Origin of the sequence: Candidatus Pseudomonas phytovorans (assembly GCA_029202525.1) — a bacterium.
Classification (GTDB): Bacteria; Pseudomonadota; Gammaproteobacteria; order Pseudomonadales; family Pseudomonadaceae; genus Aquipseudomonas; species Aquipseudomonas phytovorans.
Window position 1 is genome coordinate 2,134,616 of record CP119325.1, and the last position, 15,450, is coordinate 2,150,065.

Genomic DNA, 15,450 nt, shown 5'->3' on the forward strand with positions numbered 1-15,450 from the left:
GCTTTGTGAGAATCGACAGCATGTACAAACTCGAAGTCCAAGACCTGCACAAGCGCTATGGCAGCCATGAAGTGCTCAAGGGCGTGTCCCTGGCGGCCAAGGCCGGCGACGTCATCAGCATCATCGGCTCCAGTGGCTCGGGCAAGTCGACCTTCCTGCGCTGCATCAACCTGCTGGAACAGCCGCACGCCGGCAAGATCCTGCTCAACAACGAAGAGCTCAAGCTGGTCGCCGGCAAAGACGGCGCGCTGAAGGCCGGCGACCCGCGCCAGCTGCAGCGCATGCGCTCGCGCCTGTCGATGGTGTTCCAGCACTTCAATCTGTGGTCGCACATGACTGCGTTGGAGAACATCATCGAAGCGCCGGTGCATGTTTTGGGCATGAACAAAAAGGAAGCCCTTGAAAAGGCCGAACACTACCTGGCCAAGGTGGGTGTCGCCCACCGCAAGGACGCCTTCCCAGGGCACATGTCCGGCGGTGAGCAACAACGTGTGGCAATTGCCCGGGCCCTGGCCATGGAGCCGGAGGTTATGCTGTTCGACGAGCCGACTTCGGCACTCGATCCCGAGCTGGTAGGTGACGTGCTCAAGGTCATGCAGGCGCTGGCCCAGGAAGGCCGGACCATGGTGGTGGTGACCCACGAAATGGGCTTTGCTCGCGAGGTGTCCAACCAGCTGGTGTTCCTGCACAAAGGCCTGGTGGAAGAAACTGGCTGCCCACGTGAAGTGCTGGCCAATCCGCAGTCGGAGCGCCTCAAGCAGTTCCTCTCCGGCAGCCTGAAGTAAAAGCTGCATTTTTGCACCAGAATAGGGCATGCTGCGCGACGAGCGCAGCCTGACCCGGCGCACAGACTCGAACGTTCCCAGGTTTCGGACCGCACCCTATGACCACCCAACGAATCGGTTTTCTCATCTGGCCCGGCACCAGGCCCTTGACCCTGGCGCTGGCCGAGGAAGTGTTGCAGGTGGCGCAGCGGGTGCATCCGGATGTGGTCTACGAACTGGCCTTCCTGCAGGCCGAGCCTGCGCAAGAGGGTGCCTGGCGCTTGCCGGGCGAACCGTGGGCCGGCCGCTTGGAGGGGTGTCACAAACTGTTCCTGGTTGCTGACGAGCCGCCTGCGGCGGTAGGGCCTGCCTTGTCGACAGCGCTCAAGCAGCTGGCGCGCAGTGGCTGCATGATCGGCGGCCTGTCTGCCGGGGTTTATCCGCTGGCGATGCTGGGCCTGCTCGACGGTTACCGGGCTGCGGTGCACTGGCGCTGGCAGGACGATTTTGCCGAGCGCTTCCCCAAGGTCATTGCCACCAGCCACCTGTTCGACTGGGATCGTGATCGCCTGACTGCCTGTGGCGGTTTAGCCGTGGCCGACCTGCTGCTGGCCGTGCTGGCCCGCGATCACGGAGCGGAACTGGCGGGGGCAGTGTCGGAAGAGCTGGTGGTGGAGCGCATCCGTGAAGGTGGCGAGCGTCAACGCATTCCGCTGCAGAACCGCCTGGGTTCGAGCCATCCCAAGCTGACCCAGGCGGTGCTGTTGATGGAAGCCAACATCGAAGAGCCGCTGACCACCGACGAGATTGCCCAGCATGTGTGCGTGTCGCGCCGGCAGCTGGAGCGCATCTTCAAGCAGTACCTGAACCGCGTGCCGAGCCAGTATTACCTGGAGCTGCGGCTGAACAAGGCGCGGCAGATGCTGATGCAGACCAGTAAGTCGATCATCCAGATTGGCTTGTCCTGCGGATTCTCTTCGGGGCCGCATTTTTCCAGTGCCTATCGCAACTTCTTTGGCGCCACGCCACGGGAAGACCGCAACCAGCGGCGCAGTAGCAGCCCGTTCGAGCTGAGCTCGGCGCCCGCCGAAAAAGGCTGAGATTTCGGTTGGGTCCGGGGTGTATGCCTTGGGTTTGATGGTGGGGCGGAAATCGAGCGCCGCCCGCGCGGCGCATCGCGGATAAATCCGCTCCTACATTTGTTGCAACGTGCCGAACCTGTTACGCCATGGTTGCCCGCCCTGGTGCATGTCTTGAGTCTTGCAAACCGCTGACAACCATGGCCTGCCAGGCATGGCCACGTTGCAACAAATGTAGGAGCGGATTTATCCGCGATGCGCCGCGCGGGCGGCGCTCGATTTCCGCCACAACGCAACAACAACGACTTGCACCTGCTGCTTCCTCGAATTGCCTGTGAACACCCGTTCACCCAGCACCCTCTCTCCCGTACACTGCGCGATTGCGACAGTGTTTGTCGCATTGCCGAAAGCCTTGTCAAAACCGGGTTTTGCGCTGTAACAAGTTGTCGCTTGGCCGCAAGGACAGGCGCGGATCAGTCCTTACAATCCCCCCATCGCTCGCCCACTTCCAGGCCAGCGTTCCTCTTCAGGAGACTCAGATGTCCGTTGAGCAAGCCCCGGTGCAACGTGCCGATTTCGACCAGGTCATGGTCCCCAACTATTCTCCGGCGGCCTTCATTCCTGTGCGAGGCGAGGGCTCCCGTGTGTGGGACCAGTCGGGTCGCGAGCTGATCGACTTTGCCGGCGGCATCGCGGTAAACGCCCTGGGCCACTGCCACCCGGCACTGGTCAAGGCCCTGACCGACCAGGCCAACACCCTCTGGCACGTTTCCAACGTGTTCACCAACGAGCCGGCCCTGCGCCTGGCCCACAAGCTGGTGGACGCCACCTTTGCCGACCGGGTGTTTTTCTGCAACTCCGGCGCCGAGGCCAACGAGGCTGCTTTCAAGCTGGCCCGTCGCGTCGCTCATGACCGCTTCGGCCCGGAAAAGCACGAAATCATCGCCACCGTGAACAGCTTCCACGGTCGTACCTTGTTCACCGTCAGCGTCGGTGGCCAGCCGAAGTACTCCGACGGCTTCGGCCCGAAGATCACCGGCATCAGCCATGTGCCGTACAACGACCTGGAAGCTTTGAAGGCACAGATTTCCGACAAGACCTGCGCCGTGGTGATCGAACCGATCCAGGGCGAAAGCGGCGTGGTACCGGCCGACCTGGCCTACCTGGAAGGCGCGCGCAAGCTGTGTGACGAGCACAACGCCCTGCTGATCTTCGACGAAGTGCAGACCGGCGTGGGCCGTACCGGTTCGTTGTACGCCTACCAGCACTATGGCGTGACGCCCGACATCCTGACCAGCGCCAAGAGCCTCGGCGGCGGCTTCCCGATAGGCGCCATGCTGACCACCACCGACCTGGCCAAGCACCTGGCTGTCGGTACGCACGGCACCACCTATGGCGGCAACCCGCTGGGCTGCGCCGTCGCCTGCGCGGTGCTGGATGTGGTCAATACCCCTGAAACCCTGGCCGGCATCAAGGCCAAGCACGCACGCTTCAAAACCCGTCTGGAACAGATTGGCCAGAAATACAGCCTGTTCACCCAGGTACGTGGCGTTGGCCTGCTGCTCGGCTGCGTACTGACCGAGGCCTGGCAAGGCAAGGCCAAGGACGTGCTCAACGCCGCCGAGAAAGAAGGCGTGATGGTGCTGCAGGCCGGCCCGGATGTGGTCCGCTTTGCGCCAAGCCTGGTGGTTGAAGACGCCGACATCGATGAAGGCCTGGACCGCTTCGAGCGCGCTGTGGCTGCCCTGACCAAAGGCTGATCCGCCTGCGGTCCCATCGCCGGCCCCGGCCACTCGCGGGCTTGGCCGGCGATACCCGATTCCACTGCAGGTGCCTGTGTACCTGCCGTTTTTCCGTGCCGCCGTGAGCGGCCCGTATTCCAAAGGAGTGACACCATGCTGGTGATGCGCCCCGCGCAAATGGCTGATCTGAACGAAGTGCAGCGCATGGCTGCAGACAGCCCCATTGGTGTCACCTCGCTGCCGGACGACACTGCTCGCCTGGGCGACAAGATCGCCGCTTCCGAGACTTCTTTCGCCGCCGAGGTCAGCTTCAACGGTGAGGAAAGCTACTTTTTTGTGCTCGAAGACAGCGAGACCGGCAAGCTTGCCGGCTGCTCGGCCATTGTCGCTTCGGCTGGCTACTCCGAGCCGTTCTACAGCTTTCGTAACGAAACGTTCGTGCACGCCTCGCGCGAGCTGAAGATCCACAACAAGATCCACGTGCTGTCGCTGTGTCATGACCTGACCGGCAACAGCCTGCTGACCAGCTTCTATGTATTGCCGGAGCTGGTGAACAGCGGCTGGGCCGAGCTCAATTCGCGCGGTCGCCTGCTGTTCATGGCCGCGCACCCGGAGCGTTTCGCCGACTCGGTCGTGACCGAAATCGTCGGCTACAGCGACGAGAATGGCGAGTCGCCGTTCTGGGATGCCATCGGCCGCAATTTCTTCGACCTCAACTACTCCGACGCCGAGCGCCTGTGTGGCCTGAAGAGCCGTACCTTCCTCGCCGAACTGATGCCGCACTACCCGATCTACGTGCCGTTGCTGCCCGATGAGGCGCAGGAAGCCATGGGCCAGGTGCACCCGCGTGCGCAGATCACGTTCGACATCCTCATGCGCGAAGGCTTCGAAACCGAGCACTACATCGACATCTTCGACGGCGGCCCGACCCTGCATGCGCGTACATCGGGTATCCGTTCGATTTCCCAGAGCCGGTCGGCGCCGGTGAAAATCGAGGAAGCCGCAGGTAAAGGGGGGCGTCCTTACCTGGTGTGCAATGGCCAGTTGCAAGACTACCGCGCGGTACTGCTGGACCTCGACTGGGTGCCCGGCAAGCCGGTCAGCCTGAGCGCGGCTGCGGCCGACGCGCTGGGTGTGGGCGAGGGTGGCAGCGTGCGCCTGGTCGCGGTCTGAGGTCTGGTAACAGACGTTTCGGGATTGATGCGTTAGAAGAGTTTTGCGCCGGCCAACGCCGCCGCACAAGGAGATAGCATGATCGTTCGTCCTGTACGCAGCAGCGATTTGCCTGCGTTGATCGAATTGGCACGCAGCACCGGCACCACCGGGCTGACCACGCTGCCGGCCAACGAAGAACGCCTGGGGCATCGCGTTGGCTGGGCGGAAAAGAGCTTCCGTGGCGAAGCCGAGCGTGGCGACACCGACTACCTGTTCGTGCTGGAAAACGACGAAGGCCTGGTGGTCGGCATCAGTGCAATCGCCGGTGCCGTCGGCCTGCGCGAGCCTTGGTACAACTACCGGGTCGGCCTGACCGTCAGCGCCTCGCAGGAGCTGAAGATCTATCGCGAAATCCCCACCCTGTTCCTTGCCAACGACCTGACCGGCAACTCCGAGCTGTGCTCGCTGTTCCTGCGCAGCGACCATCGCTCCGGGCTCAATGGCCGCTTGCTGTCACGCGCGCGCATGCTGTTCATTGCCGAGTTCCCGGAGCTGTTCGGCAAGAAGATCATCGCCGAAATGCGCGGCATGTCCGACGAGCAGGGGCGTTCGCCTTTCTGGGAAAGCCTTGGCCGGCATTTCTTCAAGATGGAGTTCAGTCAGGCGGACTACCTGACCGGCGTGGGCAATAAGTCGTTCATCGCCGAGCTGATGCCCAAGTTCCCGCTGTACACCTGCTTTTTGTCCGAGGCTGCGCGCGACGTGATCGGTCGGGTGCACGTCGACACCGAACCGGCGCTGGCCATGCTCAAGCAGGAAGGTTTCAACTACCAGGGTTATGTCGACATCTTTGACGCAGGCCCCGCCATCGAGTGTGACACCGCCAAGATCCGCGCCGTGCGCGAGAGCCAGACCCTTGTACTGGCGGTGGGCACGCCGGGCGATGACGCTACCCCTTACATCATCCACAACCGCAAGCGCGACGATTGCCGCATCACCGCGGCTCCTGCACGGCTGGCCGCCGGTACCCTGGTGGTCGACCCGTTGACCGCCAAGCGTCTGCGCATGGGCGCCGGCGACAATGTGCGTGCCGTGCCGCTGTCGGCCAACCGGGAGGCCCAGTAAATGACCACGCATTACATTGCAGGCAATTGGCTGGCTGGGCAGGGTGAAACCCTGCAGTCGCTGAACCCGGTGACACAGGCTGTCGTCTGGCAGGGGCAGGGCGCTGACGCCAGCCAGGTGGGCGCCGCGGTGCAGGCAGCGCGCCAGACTTTTCCGGCATGGGCGCAACTGAGCCTGGAAGCGCGCATCGATGTGCTGGAGAAGTTCGCCGATCAGTTGAAAACGCACGCCGAAGCGTTGGCCCAGTGCATCGGTGAGGAAACCGGCAAGCCCCTGTGGGAATCGGCCACCGAAGTTACCAGCATGATCAACAAGGTGGCGATTTCAGTGCAAAGCTACCGTGAGCGCACCGGGGAAAAGAGCGGCCCGCTGGCTGACGCCACGGCCGTGCTGCGGCACAAGCCCCATGGCGTGGTGGCGGTGTTCGGCCCCTACAACTTCCCCGGTCACTTGCCCAATGGCCATATCGTGCCAGCGTTGCTGGCGGGTAACTGCGTGGTGTTCAAGCCCAGCGAGCTGACGCCCAAGGTCGCCGAGCTGACGGTCAACTGCTGGATCGCCGCCGGCCTGCCGGCGGGCGTGTTGAGCCTGGTGCAGGGTGGGCGTGAAACCGGCGTGGCGCTGGCCGCCAACCCGGGGATCGATGGCCTGTTCTTCACCGGCTCCAGCCGCACCGGCAACCTGCTGCACCAGCAGTTCGCGGGTCGCCCGGACAAGATTCTGGCCCTGGAAATGGGCGGCAATAACCCGCTCGTGGTAGACGAGGTCAAAGATCTCGACGCCGCGGTGTACACCATTATCCAGTCGGCGTTCATTTCCGCCGGCCAGCGTTGCACCTGCGCACGGCGCCTGCTGGTGCCGCAAGGTGCCTGGGGTGATTCGCTGATCGCGCGCCTGGTCGAGGTGTGCAAAACCATTACGGTGGGTGCGTTCGATGAGCAGCCGGCGCCGTTCATGGGCTCGGTGATTTCGCTGCAGGCGGCGCGAGCGCTGCTTGCGGCCCAGGCCGAACTGGCCACCAAAGGTGGTGTGAAGCTGCTGGAAATGACCCAGCCGCAGGCCGGTGCCGCGCTGCTGACCCCGGGTATTGTCGATGTCACAGGCGTGGTCGAGCGCCCGGACGAAGAGTTCTTCGGCCCGCTGCTGCAGGTCATCCGTTATGCCGACTTCGATGCGGCCATCAATGAGGCCAACAACACTCAGTACGGTCTGGCCGCCGGCTTGCTGTCCGACTCGCGTGCCCGCTACCAGTACTTCTGGCTGCGCAGCCGCGCCGGCATCGTCAACTGGAACAAGCAACTGACCGGCGCCGCCAGCAGTGCGCCGTTTGGTGGTGTGGGTGCCAGCGGCAACCATCGCGCCAGTGCCTATTACGCGGCTGACTACTGCGCTTACCCCGTGGCTTCGCTGGAGACCCCCAGCCTTGCCTTGCCGGCGACCCTGACGCCGGGCGTCACCTTATAACAACAGGTCACGGAGCCTAGCCGATGAAATCCTATGAAGTGAATTTTGATGGCCTGGTGGGGCCTACCCACAACTACGGCGGCCTGTCCTACGGCAACGTGGCTTCGCAAAGCAACAGCCAGCAGGGTTCCAGCCCGCGCGAAGCCGCGCGTCAAGGCCTGGCAAAAATGAAAGCGCTGGCCGACATGGGCTTCAAGCAGGGCGTGCTGGCCCCGCAGGAGCGACCGGATGTGGCCGCTCTACGCCGGCTGGGCTTCAGCGGCAGCGATGCCGAAGTGATCCAGCGCGCCGCCAGGGAGGCCATGCCGCTGCTGGTCGCCAGTTGCTCGGCGTCGAGCATGTGGGTGGCCAACGCGGCCACGGTCAGCCCCAGTGCCGACACGGCTGATGGCCGCGTGCACTTCACCGCTGCCAACCTGAACTGCAAATATCACCGCAGCATCGAGCATCCGACCACCAGCCGTGTGCTGGGCGCCATGTTCAACAACGAGAAACACTTTGCCCACCACGCAGCGCTGCCTGCCGTGGCACAGTTCGGTGACGAGGGCGCGGCCAACCACACGCGCTTCTGCCGCGCCTATGGCGATGCAGGCGTGGAGTTCTTCGTGTATGGCCGCAGCGCCTTTGACAGCCGTTACCCGGCACCGCAGAAGTACCCGGCCCGACAAACCCTGGAAGCCTCCCAGGCCGTGGCCCGGCTGCATGGGCTGAGCGATGGCGGTGTGGTCTACGCTCAACAGAACCCGGCTGTGATTGATCAGGGCGTGTTCCACAATGATGTGATTTCGGTGGGCAATGGCGAAGTGCTGTTCTACCACGAGGACGCGTTCCTTGAGACCGACGCGGTGCTTGGCCAGCTGCAAGCTAAACTGGCCAGCAAGGGAGGCAACCTCCAGGCCATCTGTGTGCCACGGGCGGCGGTGGCGGTTGAGGACGCAGTGCGTTCGTACCTGTTCAACAGCCAGCTGCTCAGCCGCGATGACGGCTCCATGCTGCTGGTGGTGCCGGAAGAGTGCCGCAACAACGAGCGGGTCTGGGCCTACCTGAGCCAGCTGACCAGCCAGGGTGGCCCGGTGAAGGAGGTCAAGGTATTCGACCTCAAGCAAAGCATGCAGAACGGCGGTGGCCCGGCTTGCCTGCGTTTGCGCGTGGCGTTGAAGGAATCGGAACTGGCGGCGGTCAACCAAGGCGTTATCATGACCGCCCCGCTATACGACACCCTGGTCCAGTGGGTCGACAAGCATTACCGCGATCGCCTCGTCGAGGCAGACCTGGCCGACCCGCAACTGCTGGTGGAATGCCGTACGGCACTGGACGAATTGACCCAGATCCTGAAGTTGGGCCCGGTATATCCGTTCCAACGCCAACCATGAAGAGAGAATTGTAATGACCGATGCCCTGCGCCTGATCCTTGAAGATGAAGATGGCACCCAGCTCGAAACCTCCTGCACCCGCTTTGCCGTGGTGTGGCAAGGCAAGGAAGTGTGGATTCAGCAAGACGGTCGTGGCCAGCTGCTGATCGGTGTGGACGTCGACGAAGACGACACCGAATACGCCAACCTGCTGCTGCGCCCGATGGCCACCAACCTGGTCAGCCTGCAGCTGGAAATGGAGCCGGCCGAAGTTGGCGAAGACGACGATCACGTCCATGGCCCCGATTGCGGCCACCACCACTAAGGAAGTACCTATGCTCGCCCTTGGCAAATTGCTTGATCTGACCCTCACCGATCACGAACCGGCCGAGAAGACCCAAGTGACACCCAAGGGCGCGCGTTTGCGCTGGCTGGGGGAGGGCGCGCTTGAAGTGCGCCCTGCCGAAGGCGAGGATTGCGGGCTGGATATGCTCTTGTCCGCCGGCATTCATGGCAACGAAACGGCACCGATCGAGTTGCTCGAACGGCTGCTGCACGGTGTGGCCAGCGGCAAGATCAAGCCCAAGGCACGGCTGCTGTTCCTGTTCGGCAACCCGGTGGCGATCCGCAAAGGCGAGCGCTTCATCGAGCAGGACATCAATCGGCTGTTCAACGGCCGCCATGAGCTTTCCAGTGGTTTTGAGGCGTTGCGTGCCGCGGAGCTTGAGCAGTTCGCCCGGGTGTTCTTCAGCAAGCCGGGGCGCAGCCGCCTGCATTACGACCTGCATACCGCCATCCGCGGTTCGAAAATCGAGCAATTCGCTTTGTACCCTTATAAAGAGGGGCGCAAGCACTCCCGTCGTGAGCTGGCGCGCCTGGCGGCGGCTGGTATGGAAGCGGTGCTGCTGCAGAGCAAGTCCTCCATCACCTTCAGTGCCTTTACCTATGAGCAGCTGGAGGCCGAAGCCTTCACTCTGGAGCTGGGCAAGGCACGCCCGTTTGGCCAGAACGAGCAGGTCAACCTCGACCGGCTGGAGCAGCGCCTGATCCAGATCATCGAAGGCACCGAGCCAGAGGGAGAAGGCTCGCTGGATGGCCTGCAACTGTTCAGTGTGTCCCGCGAGATCATCAAGCACAGTGACAGCTTTCACCTGCACCTTCCGGCGGACATCGAGAACTTCTCCGAGCTGAGCAAGGGTTACCTGCTGGCCGAAGACCTGGCCGAGACGCGCTGGGTGGTCGAGGAGGAGGGCACGCGTATTATCTTCCCCAACCCCAAGGTCAGGAACGGGTTACGGGCCGGCATCCTGATCGTGCCGGATTCGGGGCAGCGGCTGGGCTGAGGCCGCGTGGGTTGCGCGGTTTCGGATCCCATTCATGATGAAAACCTTTTAATTCACCGCCTGTTCCATTTTCCCTCCCCATAGGCGGTAATTGGCTTGCCAGTGGCGAAAGACAGGATTTAGCATCCGGTCATGTCATTTTCGTTTGCATAGCCCGAAAAACCGTCCAAACGATGGTTTCTATCGTATAAACACACTGCATCGAGATTGCAGGACCGATATAATGCGGCCCTTTGCCGTCGTTTCGTCGACGCGTTTGCCCAACAGGGCCGCCGTTTCCGTGGAAGAACCTATGAAAAGCGCAGAAATCCGTGAAGCCTTCCTTCGCTTCTTCGAAGAGCAGGGACACACCCGAGTCGCCTCCAGTTCGCTGATCCCGAACAACGACCCAACCCTGTTGTTCACCAATGCCGGCATGAACCAGTTCAAAGACTGTTTCCTCGGTGCGGAGAAGCGTGCCTACACCCGTGCGGTCAGCAGCCAGAAGTGCGTGCGCGCCGGTGGTAAGCACAACGACCTGGAAAACGTCGGTTACACCGCGCGTCACCATACGTTCTTCGAGATGCTGGGCAACTTCAGCTTCGGCGACTATTTCAAGCGCGACGCGATCACCTTCGCCTGGACCTTCCTGACGTCGGAACAATGGCTGAACCTGCCCAAGGAAAAGCTCTGGGTCACCGTCTACGCCACTGACGACGAAGCCTACGACATCTGGACCAAGGAAGTTGGCGTGCCGGCCGAGCGCATGGTTCGCATCGGCGACAACAAGGGCGCCCCGTACGCCTCCGACAACTTCTGGACCATGGGCGACACCGGCCCGTGCGGCCCGTGCACCGAAATTTTCTACGATCACGGCGCAGACATCTGGGGCGGCCCACCCGGCTCGCCAGAAGAAGACGGCGACCGCTACATCGAGATCTGGAACAACGTCTTCATGCAGTTCAACCGCACCGCCGACGGCGTGCTGCACCCGCTGCCAGCGCCGTCGGTGGACACCGGCATGGGTCTGGAGCGCGTCAGCGCCGTGCTGCAGCACGTGCACTCGAACTACGAGATCGACCTGTTCCAGAACCTGTTGGCGGCTGCGGCCAAGGCTATCGGTTGCAACAATGACGGCCAGGCGTCGCTGAAAGTGGTCGCTGACCATATCCGTTCGTGCGGCTTCCTGATTGCCGACGGTGTGCTGCCTTCCAACGAAGGTCGTGGCTATGTGCTGCGCCGCATCATTCGTCGTGCTTGCCGTCACGGCAACAAGCTGGGCGCCAAGGGCAGCTTCTTCTACCAGATCGTTGCCGCGCTGGCTGCCGAAATGGGCGAGGCGTTCCCTGAGCTGAAGAGCCAGCAAGCGCACATCGAGCGCGTGCTCAAGGCTGAAGAAGAGCAGTTCGCCAAGACCCTGGAGCAAGGCCTGCGCATCCTCGAGCAGGACCTGGCCCAGCTGAAAGGCGACGTGGTACCGGGCGACGTGGTGTTCAAGCTGTATGACACCTACGGCTTCCCGATGGACCTGACTGCCGACATCGCCCGTGAGCGCGAGCTGACCATCGACGAAGCCGGTTTCGAGCGCGAGATGGACGCCCAGCGTGAGCGTGCGCGCTCCGCCAGCGCCTTTGGCATGGACTACAACAGTGTGGTCAAGGTCGACAGCGCCACCGAGTTCCTCGGCTACGACACCACCGAAGGCCAGGGCAAGATCATCGCCCTGTACAAGGACGGCCAGGCCGTCGACCAACTGGGTGAAGGCGAGCAGGGCGTGGTCGTGCTCGACCGCACGCCGTTTTACGCCGAATCCGGTGGCCAGGTGGGTGACACCGGCTTCCTGCAAGCCGGCGCTGCACGCTTCGACGTGCGCGACACCACCAAGACCGGCGGTGCCTTCCTGCACCACGGTGTGGTTGCCAGCGGTGCGCTGGTGATCGGTTCGCCAGTCGAGGCCAAAGTCGATGCCGATGTGCAGCACGCCACCTCGTTGAACCACTCCGCCACCCACCTGCTGCACGAAGCGCTGCGCCAGGTGCTGGGCGAGCACGTACAACAGAAGGGCTCGCTGGTCGACAGCCAGCGCCTGCGCTTTGACTTCAGCCACTTCGAGGCGGTCAAGCCAGAGCAGATCAAGCAGCTGGAAGACATCGTCAACCGCGAAGTGCGCAAGAATACGCCGGTGACAACCGAACTGACCGACATCGAAACCGCCAAGGCCAAAGGTGCCATGGCGCTGTTCGGCGAGAAGTACGGCGACACCGTACGTGTACTGAGCATGGGGGGTGATTTCTCGGTGGAGCTGTGTGGCGGCATCCACGCCAAGCGCACCGGTGACATCAGCCTGTTCAAGATCATCAGCGAAGGCGGCGTGGCCTCTGGCGTGCGCCGTATCGAAGCAGTGACCGGCGCCGCTGCGCTGGCCTACCTGAACGCTGCCGAAGAGCAGGTCAAGGAAGCCGCGCAACTGGTCAAAGGTAACCGCGACAACCTGATCGACAAGCTGTCGGCTGTGCTCGAGCGCAACCGCCAGTTGGAGAAGCAGCTGGAACAGCTGCAGGCCAAGGCCGCCAGCGCCGCCGGAGATGATCTCTCCAATGCGGCCGTTGAGGTCAAGGGTGCCAAGGTCCTCGCCGCCCGCCTGGATGGGCAGGATGGCAAGGCCCTGCTGGCCCTGGTCGATCAGCTGAAGAACAAGCTCGGCCACGCAGTGATCCTGCTGGGCAGCGAGCATGAGGGCAAGGTCGTGCTGGTGGCCGGCGTGACCAAGGACCTCTCCAGCCAACTCAAGGCTGGCGATCTGATGAAACAAGCCGCTGCGGCGGTGGGTGGCAAGGGCGGTGGCCGTCCGGACATGGCCCAGGGTGGTGGCGTTGACGTCGCTGCACTGGACCAGGCCCTGGCGCTGGCCGTGCCATTCGCAGAGCAGGGACTTTGAGATGAAGGGGCCGGCGGTCTAGTCGCCGGCCTCTTCATGTTGGATTGTTTTTTGGGGCCCTGTATGGGCTGAGGCACCATTGAAATGGCGTTGATCGTACAGAAATTTGGCGGCACCTCTGTCGGTTCCATCGAGCGGATCGAGCAGGTAGCCGAAAAGGTCAAGAAACACCGTGAAGCGGGCGACGACCTGGTGGTTGTGCTGTCGGCCATGAGCGGTGAAACCAATCGCCTGATCGAGTTGGCCAAGCAGATTACCGATCAGCCTGTTCCGCGTGAACTGGACGTGATCGTGTCGACCGGTGAGCAGGTCACCATTGCCCTGCTGACCATGGCCTTGATCAAGCGTGGTGTGCCAGCGGTGTCCTACACCGGCAACCAGGTGCGCATTCTTACCGACAGCTCGCACAACAAAGCGCGCATCCTGCAGATCGACGACCAGAAGATTCGCGCCGACCTCAAGGAAGGCCGCGTGGTTGTGGTTGCAGGCTTCCAGGGCGTCGACGAGCACGGCAGCATCACCACCCTGGGCCGTGGCGGCTCCGACACCACGGGCGTGGCCCTGGCGGCGGCGCTGAAAGCTGACGAGTGCCAGATCTACACCGACGTCGATGGCGTCTACACCACTGACCCGCGCGTTGTGCCACAGGCCCGACGCCTGGAGAAGATCACCTTCGAAGAGATGCTGGAAATGGCCAGCCTTGGGTCCAAGGTGCTGCAGATCCGTTCGGTGGAGTTCGCCGGCAAGTACAACGTTCCGCTGCGCGTGCTGCACAGCTTCAAGGAGGGTCCGGGTACCCTCATTACCATTGATGAAGAGGAATCCATGGAACAGCCGATCATTTCCGGTATCGCCTTCAACCGTGATGAAGCCAAGCTGACCATTCGCGGCGTGCCGGACACTCCGGGCGTGGCCTTCAAGATCCTCGGCCCGATCAGCGCTGCGAACATCGAAGTCGACATGATCGTGCAGAACGTTGCTCACGATAACACCACCGACTTCACCTTCACCGTACACCGCAACGAGTACGAGAACGCGCAACGCGTGCTGGAAAACACTGCCCGCGAAATCGGTGCCCGTGAAGTGATCGGCGATACCAAGATTGCCAAGGTCTCGATCGTGGGTGTCGGCATGCGTTCGCACGCCGGTGTTGCCAGCCGCATGTTTGAAGCCCTGGCCAAGGAGACCATCAACATTCAGATGATCTCCACCTCCGAGATCAAGGTTTCGGTCGTGATCGAAGAGAAGTACCTGGAGCTGGCCGTGCGTGCGCTGCACACCGCGTTCGAGCTCGACGCCCCTGCCCGACAGGGCGAGTAAGGCGCTGCCTGGAAGGGCGCGGCTGGTGCCGCGCCCTTCGCGTTTCTGCTCGCCGCGCAGGCCCTGTTCTGCCCTGTGCGGCGAGTAACCAAGGCTTGGCCGTCGTCCACGACCACGCCCTGATACCAAAGACTGTTACCCCTGAATGTTTTGCGTAAGGAGAAAGCTATGTTGATTCTGACTCGTCGGTGCGCCGAGAGCCTGATCATTGGAGACGGCGAGATCACCGTGACGGTGCTCGGCGTGAAGGGCAACCAGGTGCGTATTGGCGTCAGCGCCCCTAAAGAAGTGGCCGTTCACCGCGAGGAAATCTACCTGCGGATCAAGAAAGAGAAGGATGAAGAGCCAAGCCTTTAATTTTTTTGAAGTTTTTTTCAAAAAAAGGGTTGCAAAGGTGAAAGAGGTTCTTTAATATTCGCCTCGTGTTGCGGTGAGGTGGCCGAGTGGCCGAAGGCGCTCCCCTGCTAAGGGAGTATACCTCATAAGGGTATCGGGGGTTCGAATCCCCCCTTCACCGCCATTATTTGCGTAGGGCGCTGTAAACGGTAGGAATGCTAAGTAGTTGATTTTAAACGAAAACGTTCTTGCAAAAATGTTTCAGCGACCTATAATGCGCGGCAAGACACGGACTCATAGCTCAGCTGGATAGAGTACTCGGCTACGAACCGAGCGGTCGCAGGTTCGAATCCTGCTGAGTCCGCCACTTTTGAAGTGGCTTTGTTTGCAAGGCTGCTTCAATCAACCAGCGGTATCTGGTTTAAAACTGCCAATCGCGGACTCATAGCTCAGCTGGATAGAGTACTCGGCTACGAACCGAGCGGTCGCAGGTTCGAATCCTGCTGAGTCCGCCACTTTCTTGAAGTGGCTCTGCTTGCAAAGCTGCTTCAGTCAACCAGCGGTAATCTGGTTTAAAACTGCCATTCGCGGACTCATAGCTCAGCTGGATAGAGTACTCGGCTACGAACCGAGCGGTCGCAGGTTCGAATCCTGCTGAGTCCGCCATACCCCATCAAGAAGCCCGCTCAATTGAGCGGGCTTTTTGTTTTTCTGCGCCAATGAATTGTTGGTCATGTCGATCTACGCTCTTCTGTAATGATTGTGCTGTAGCTTGGCCGCGCCGCTGAGCGAACGCACAATCAATTGTGCTTTCCCATCCCTGGCAACCGTCGCACTGATAGCTTCGAGCGTT

General features: G+C 61.9%; 12 protein-coding genes and 4 tRNA genes. All 16 read left to right on the forward strand.

Annotated features, from left to right (window positions below; genetic code table 11):
- Window positions 1–20: 20 nt before the first annotated feature.
- Window positions 21–785 carry an ATP-binding cassette domain-containing protein gene (locus P0Y58_09540; protein WEK32414.1) on the forward strand — a complete coding sequence of 255 codons (765 nt, stop codon included), beginning with the start codon at window positions 21–23 and terminating at the stop codon, window positions 783–785.
- A gap of 98 nt (window positions 786–883) precedes the next feature.
- Window positions 884–1,864 (forward strand): transcriptional regulator ArgR, encoded by a 981-nt coding sequence (gene argR, locus P0Y58_09545; GenBank protein WEK32415.1) that lies wholly within the window; start codon window positions 884–886, stop codon window positions 1,862–1,864.
- 518 nt (window positions 1,865–2,382) lie between these two features.
- Window positions 2,383–3,603 carry an aspartate aminotransferase family protein gene (locus P0Y58_09550; protein ID WEK32416.1) on the forward strand — a complete coding sequence of 407 codons (1,221 nt, stop codon included), beginning with the start codon at window positions 2,383–2,385 and terminating at the stop codon, window positions 3,601–3,603.
- A gap of 135 nt (window positions 3,604–3,738) precedes the next feature.
- Window positions 3,739–4,758, forward strand: coding sequence for an arginine/ornithine succinyltransferase subunit alpha (gene aruF / locus P0Y58_09555; protein WEK32417.1), 1,020 nt, complete (start codon window positions 3,739–3,741; stop codon window positions 4,756–4,758).
- A 78-nt stretch (window positions 4,759–4,836) separates the two neighbouring features.
- Window positions 4,837–5,865 (forward strand): arginine N-succinyltransferase, encoded by a 1,029-nt coding sequence (astA, locus tag P0Y58_09560; GenBank protein WEK32418.1) that lies wholly within the window; start codon window positions 4,837–4,839, stop codon window positions 5,863–5,865.
- A complete protein-coding gene (astD, locus tag P0Y58_09565; protein ID WEK32419.1) occupies window positions 5,866–7,329 on the forward strand; it encodes a succinylglutamate-semialdehyde dehydrogenase in 1,464 nt (487 codons plus the stop codon). It begins immediately after the preceding gene.
- Between the two features lie 23 nt (window positions 7,330–7,352).
- Window positions 7,353–8,702 (forward strand): N-succinylarginine dihydrolase, encoded by a 1,350-nt coding sequence (gene astB, locus P0Y58_09570; GenBank protein ID WEK32420.1) that lies wholly within the window; start codon window positions 7,353–7,355, stop codon window positions 8,700–8,702.
- 13 nt (window positions 8,703–8,715) lie between these two features.
- Window positions 8,716–9,006: a topoisomerase II gene (locus P0Y58_09575; GenBank protein ID WEK32421.1), complete on the forward strand. Its 291-nt coding sequence runs from the start codon at window positions 8,716–8,718 to the stop codon at window positions 9,004–9,006.
- Window positions 9,007–9,016: 10 nt separating this feature from the next.
- Complete coding sequence (gene astE / locus P0Y58_09580; protein ID WEK32422.1) at window positions 9,017–10,024, forward strand: succinylglutamate desuccinylase; 1,008 nt, start codon at window positions 9,017–9,019, stop codon at window positions 10,022–10,024.
- A gap of 292 nt (window positions 10,025–10,316) precedes the next feature.
- Window positions 10,317–12,941: an alanine--tRNA ligase gene (alaS, locus tag P0Y58_09585; protein WEK32423.1), complete on the forward strand. Its 2,625-nt coding sequence runs from the start codon at window positions 10,317–10,319 to the stop codon at window positions 12,939–12,941.
- Window positions 12,942–13,025: 84 nt separating this feature from the next.
- Window positions 13,026–14,261: an aspartate kinase gene (locus tag P0Y58_09590; GenBank protein WEK32424.1), complete on the forward strand. Its 1,236-nt coding sequence runs from the start codon at window positions 13,026–13,028 to the stop codon at window positions 14,259–14,261.
- Window positions 14,262–14,429: 168 nt separating this feature from the next.
- Entirely contained in the window at window positions 14,430–14,618 is a 189-nt protein-coding gene (gene csrA, locus P0Y58_09595; GenBank protein ID WEK32425.1) for a carbon storage regulator CsrA, read from the forward strand.
- Window positions 14,619–14,690: 72 nt separating this feature from the next.
- A tRNA-Ser gene (locus P0Y58_09600) sits at window positions 14,691–14,781 on the forward strand.
- A 106-nt stretch (window positions 14,782–14,887) separates the two neighbouring features.
- Window positions 14,888–14,964: transfer RNA gene (locus P0Y58_09605), tRNA-Arg, on the forward strand.
- Between the two features lie 71 nt (window positions 14,965–15,035).
- Window positions 15,036–15,112, forward strand: a tRNA-Arg gene (locus P0Y58_09610).
- Window positions 15,113–15,186: 74 nt separating this feature from the next.
- Window positions 15,187–15,263 (forward strand) — tRNA-Arg (locus P0Y58_09615).
- Window positions 15,264–15,450 lie beyond the last annotated feature (187 nt).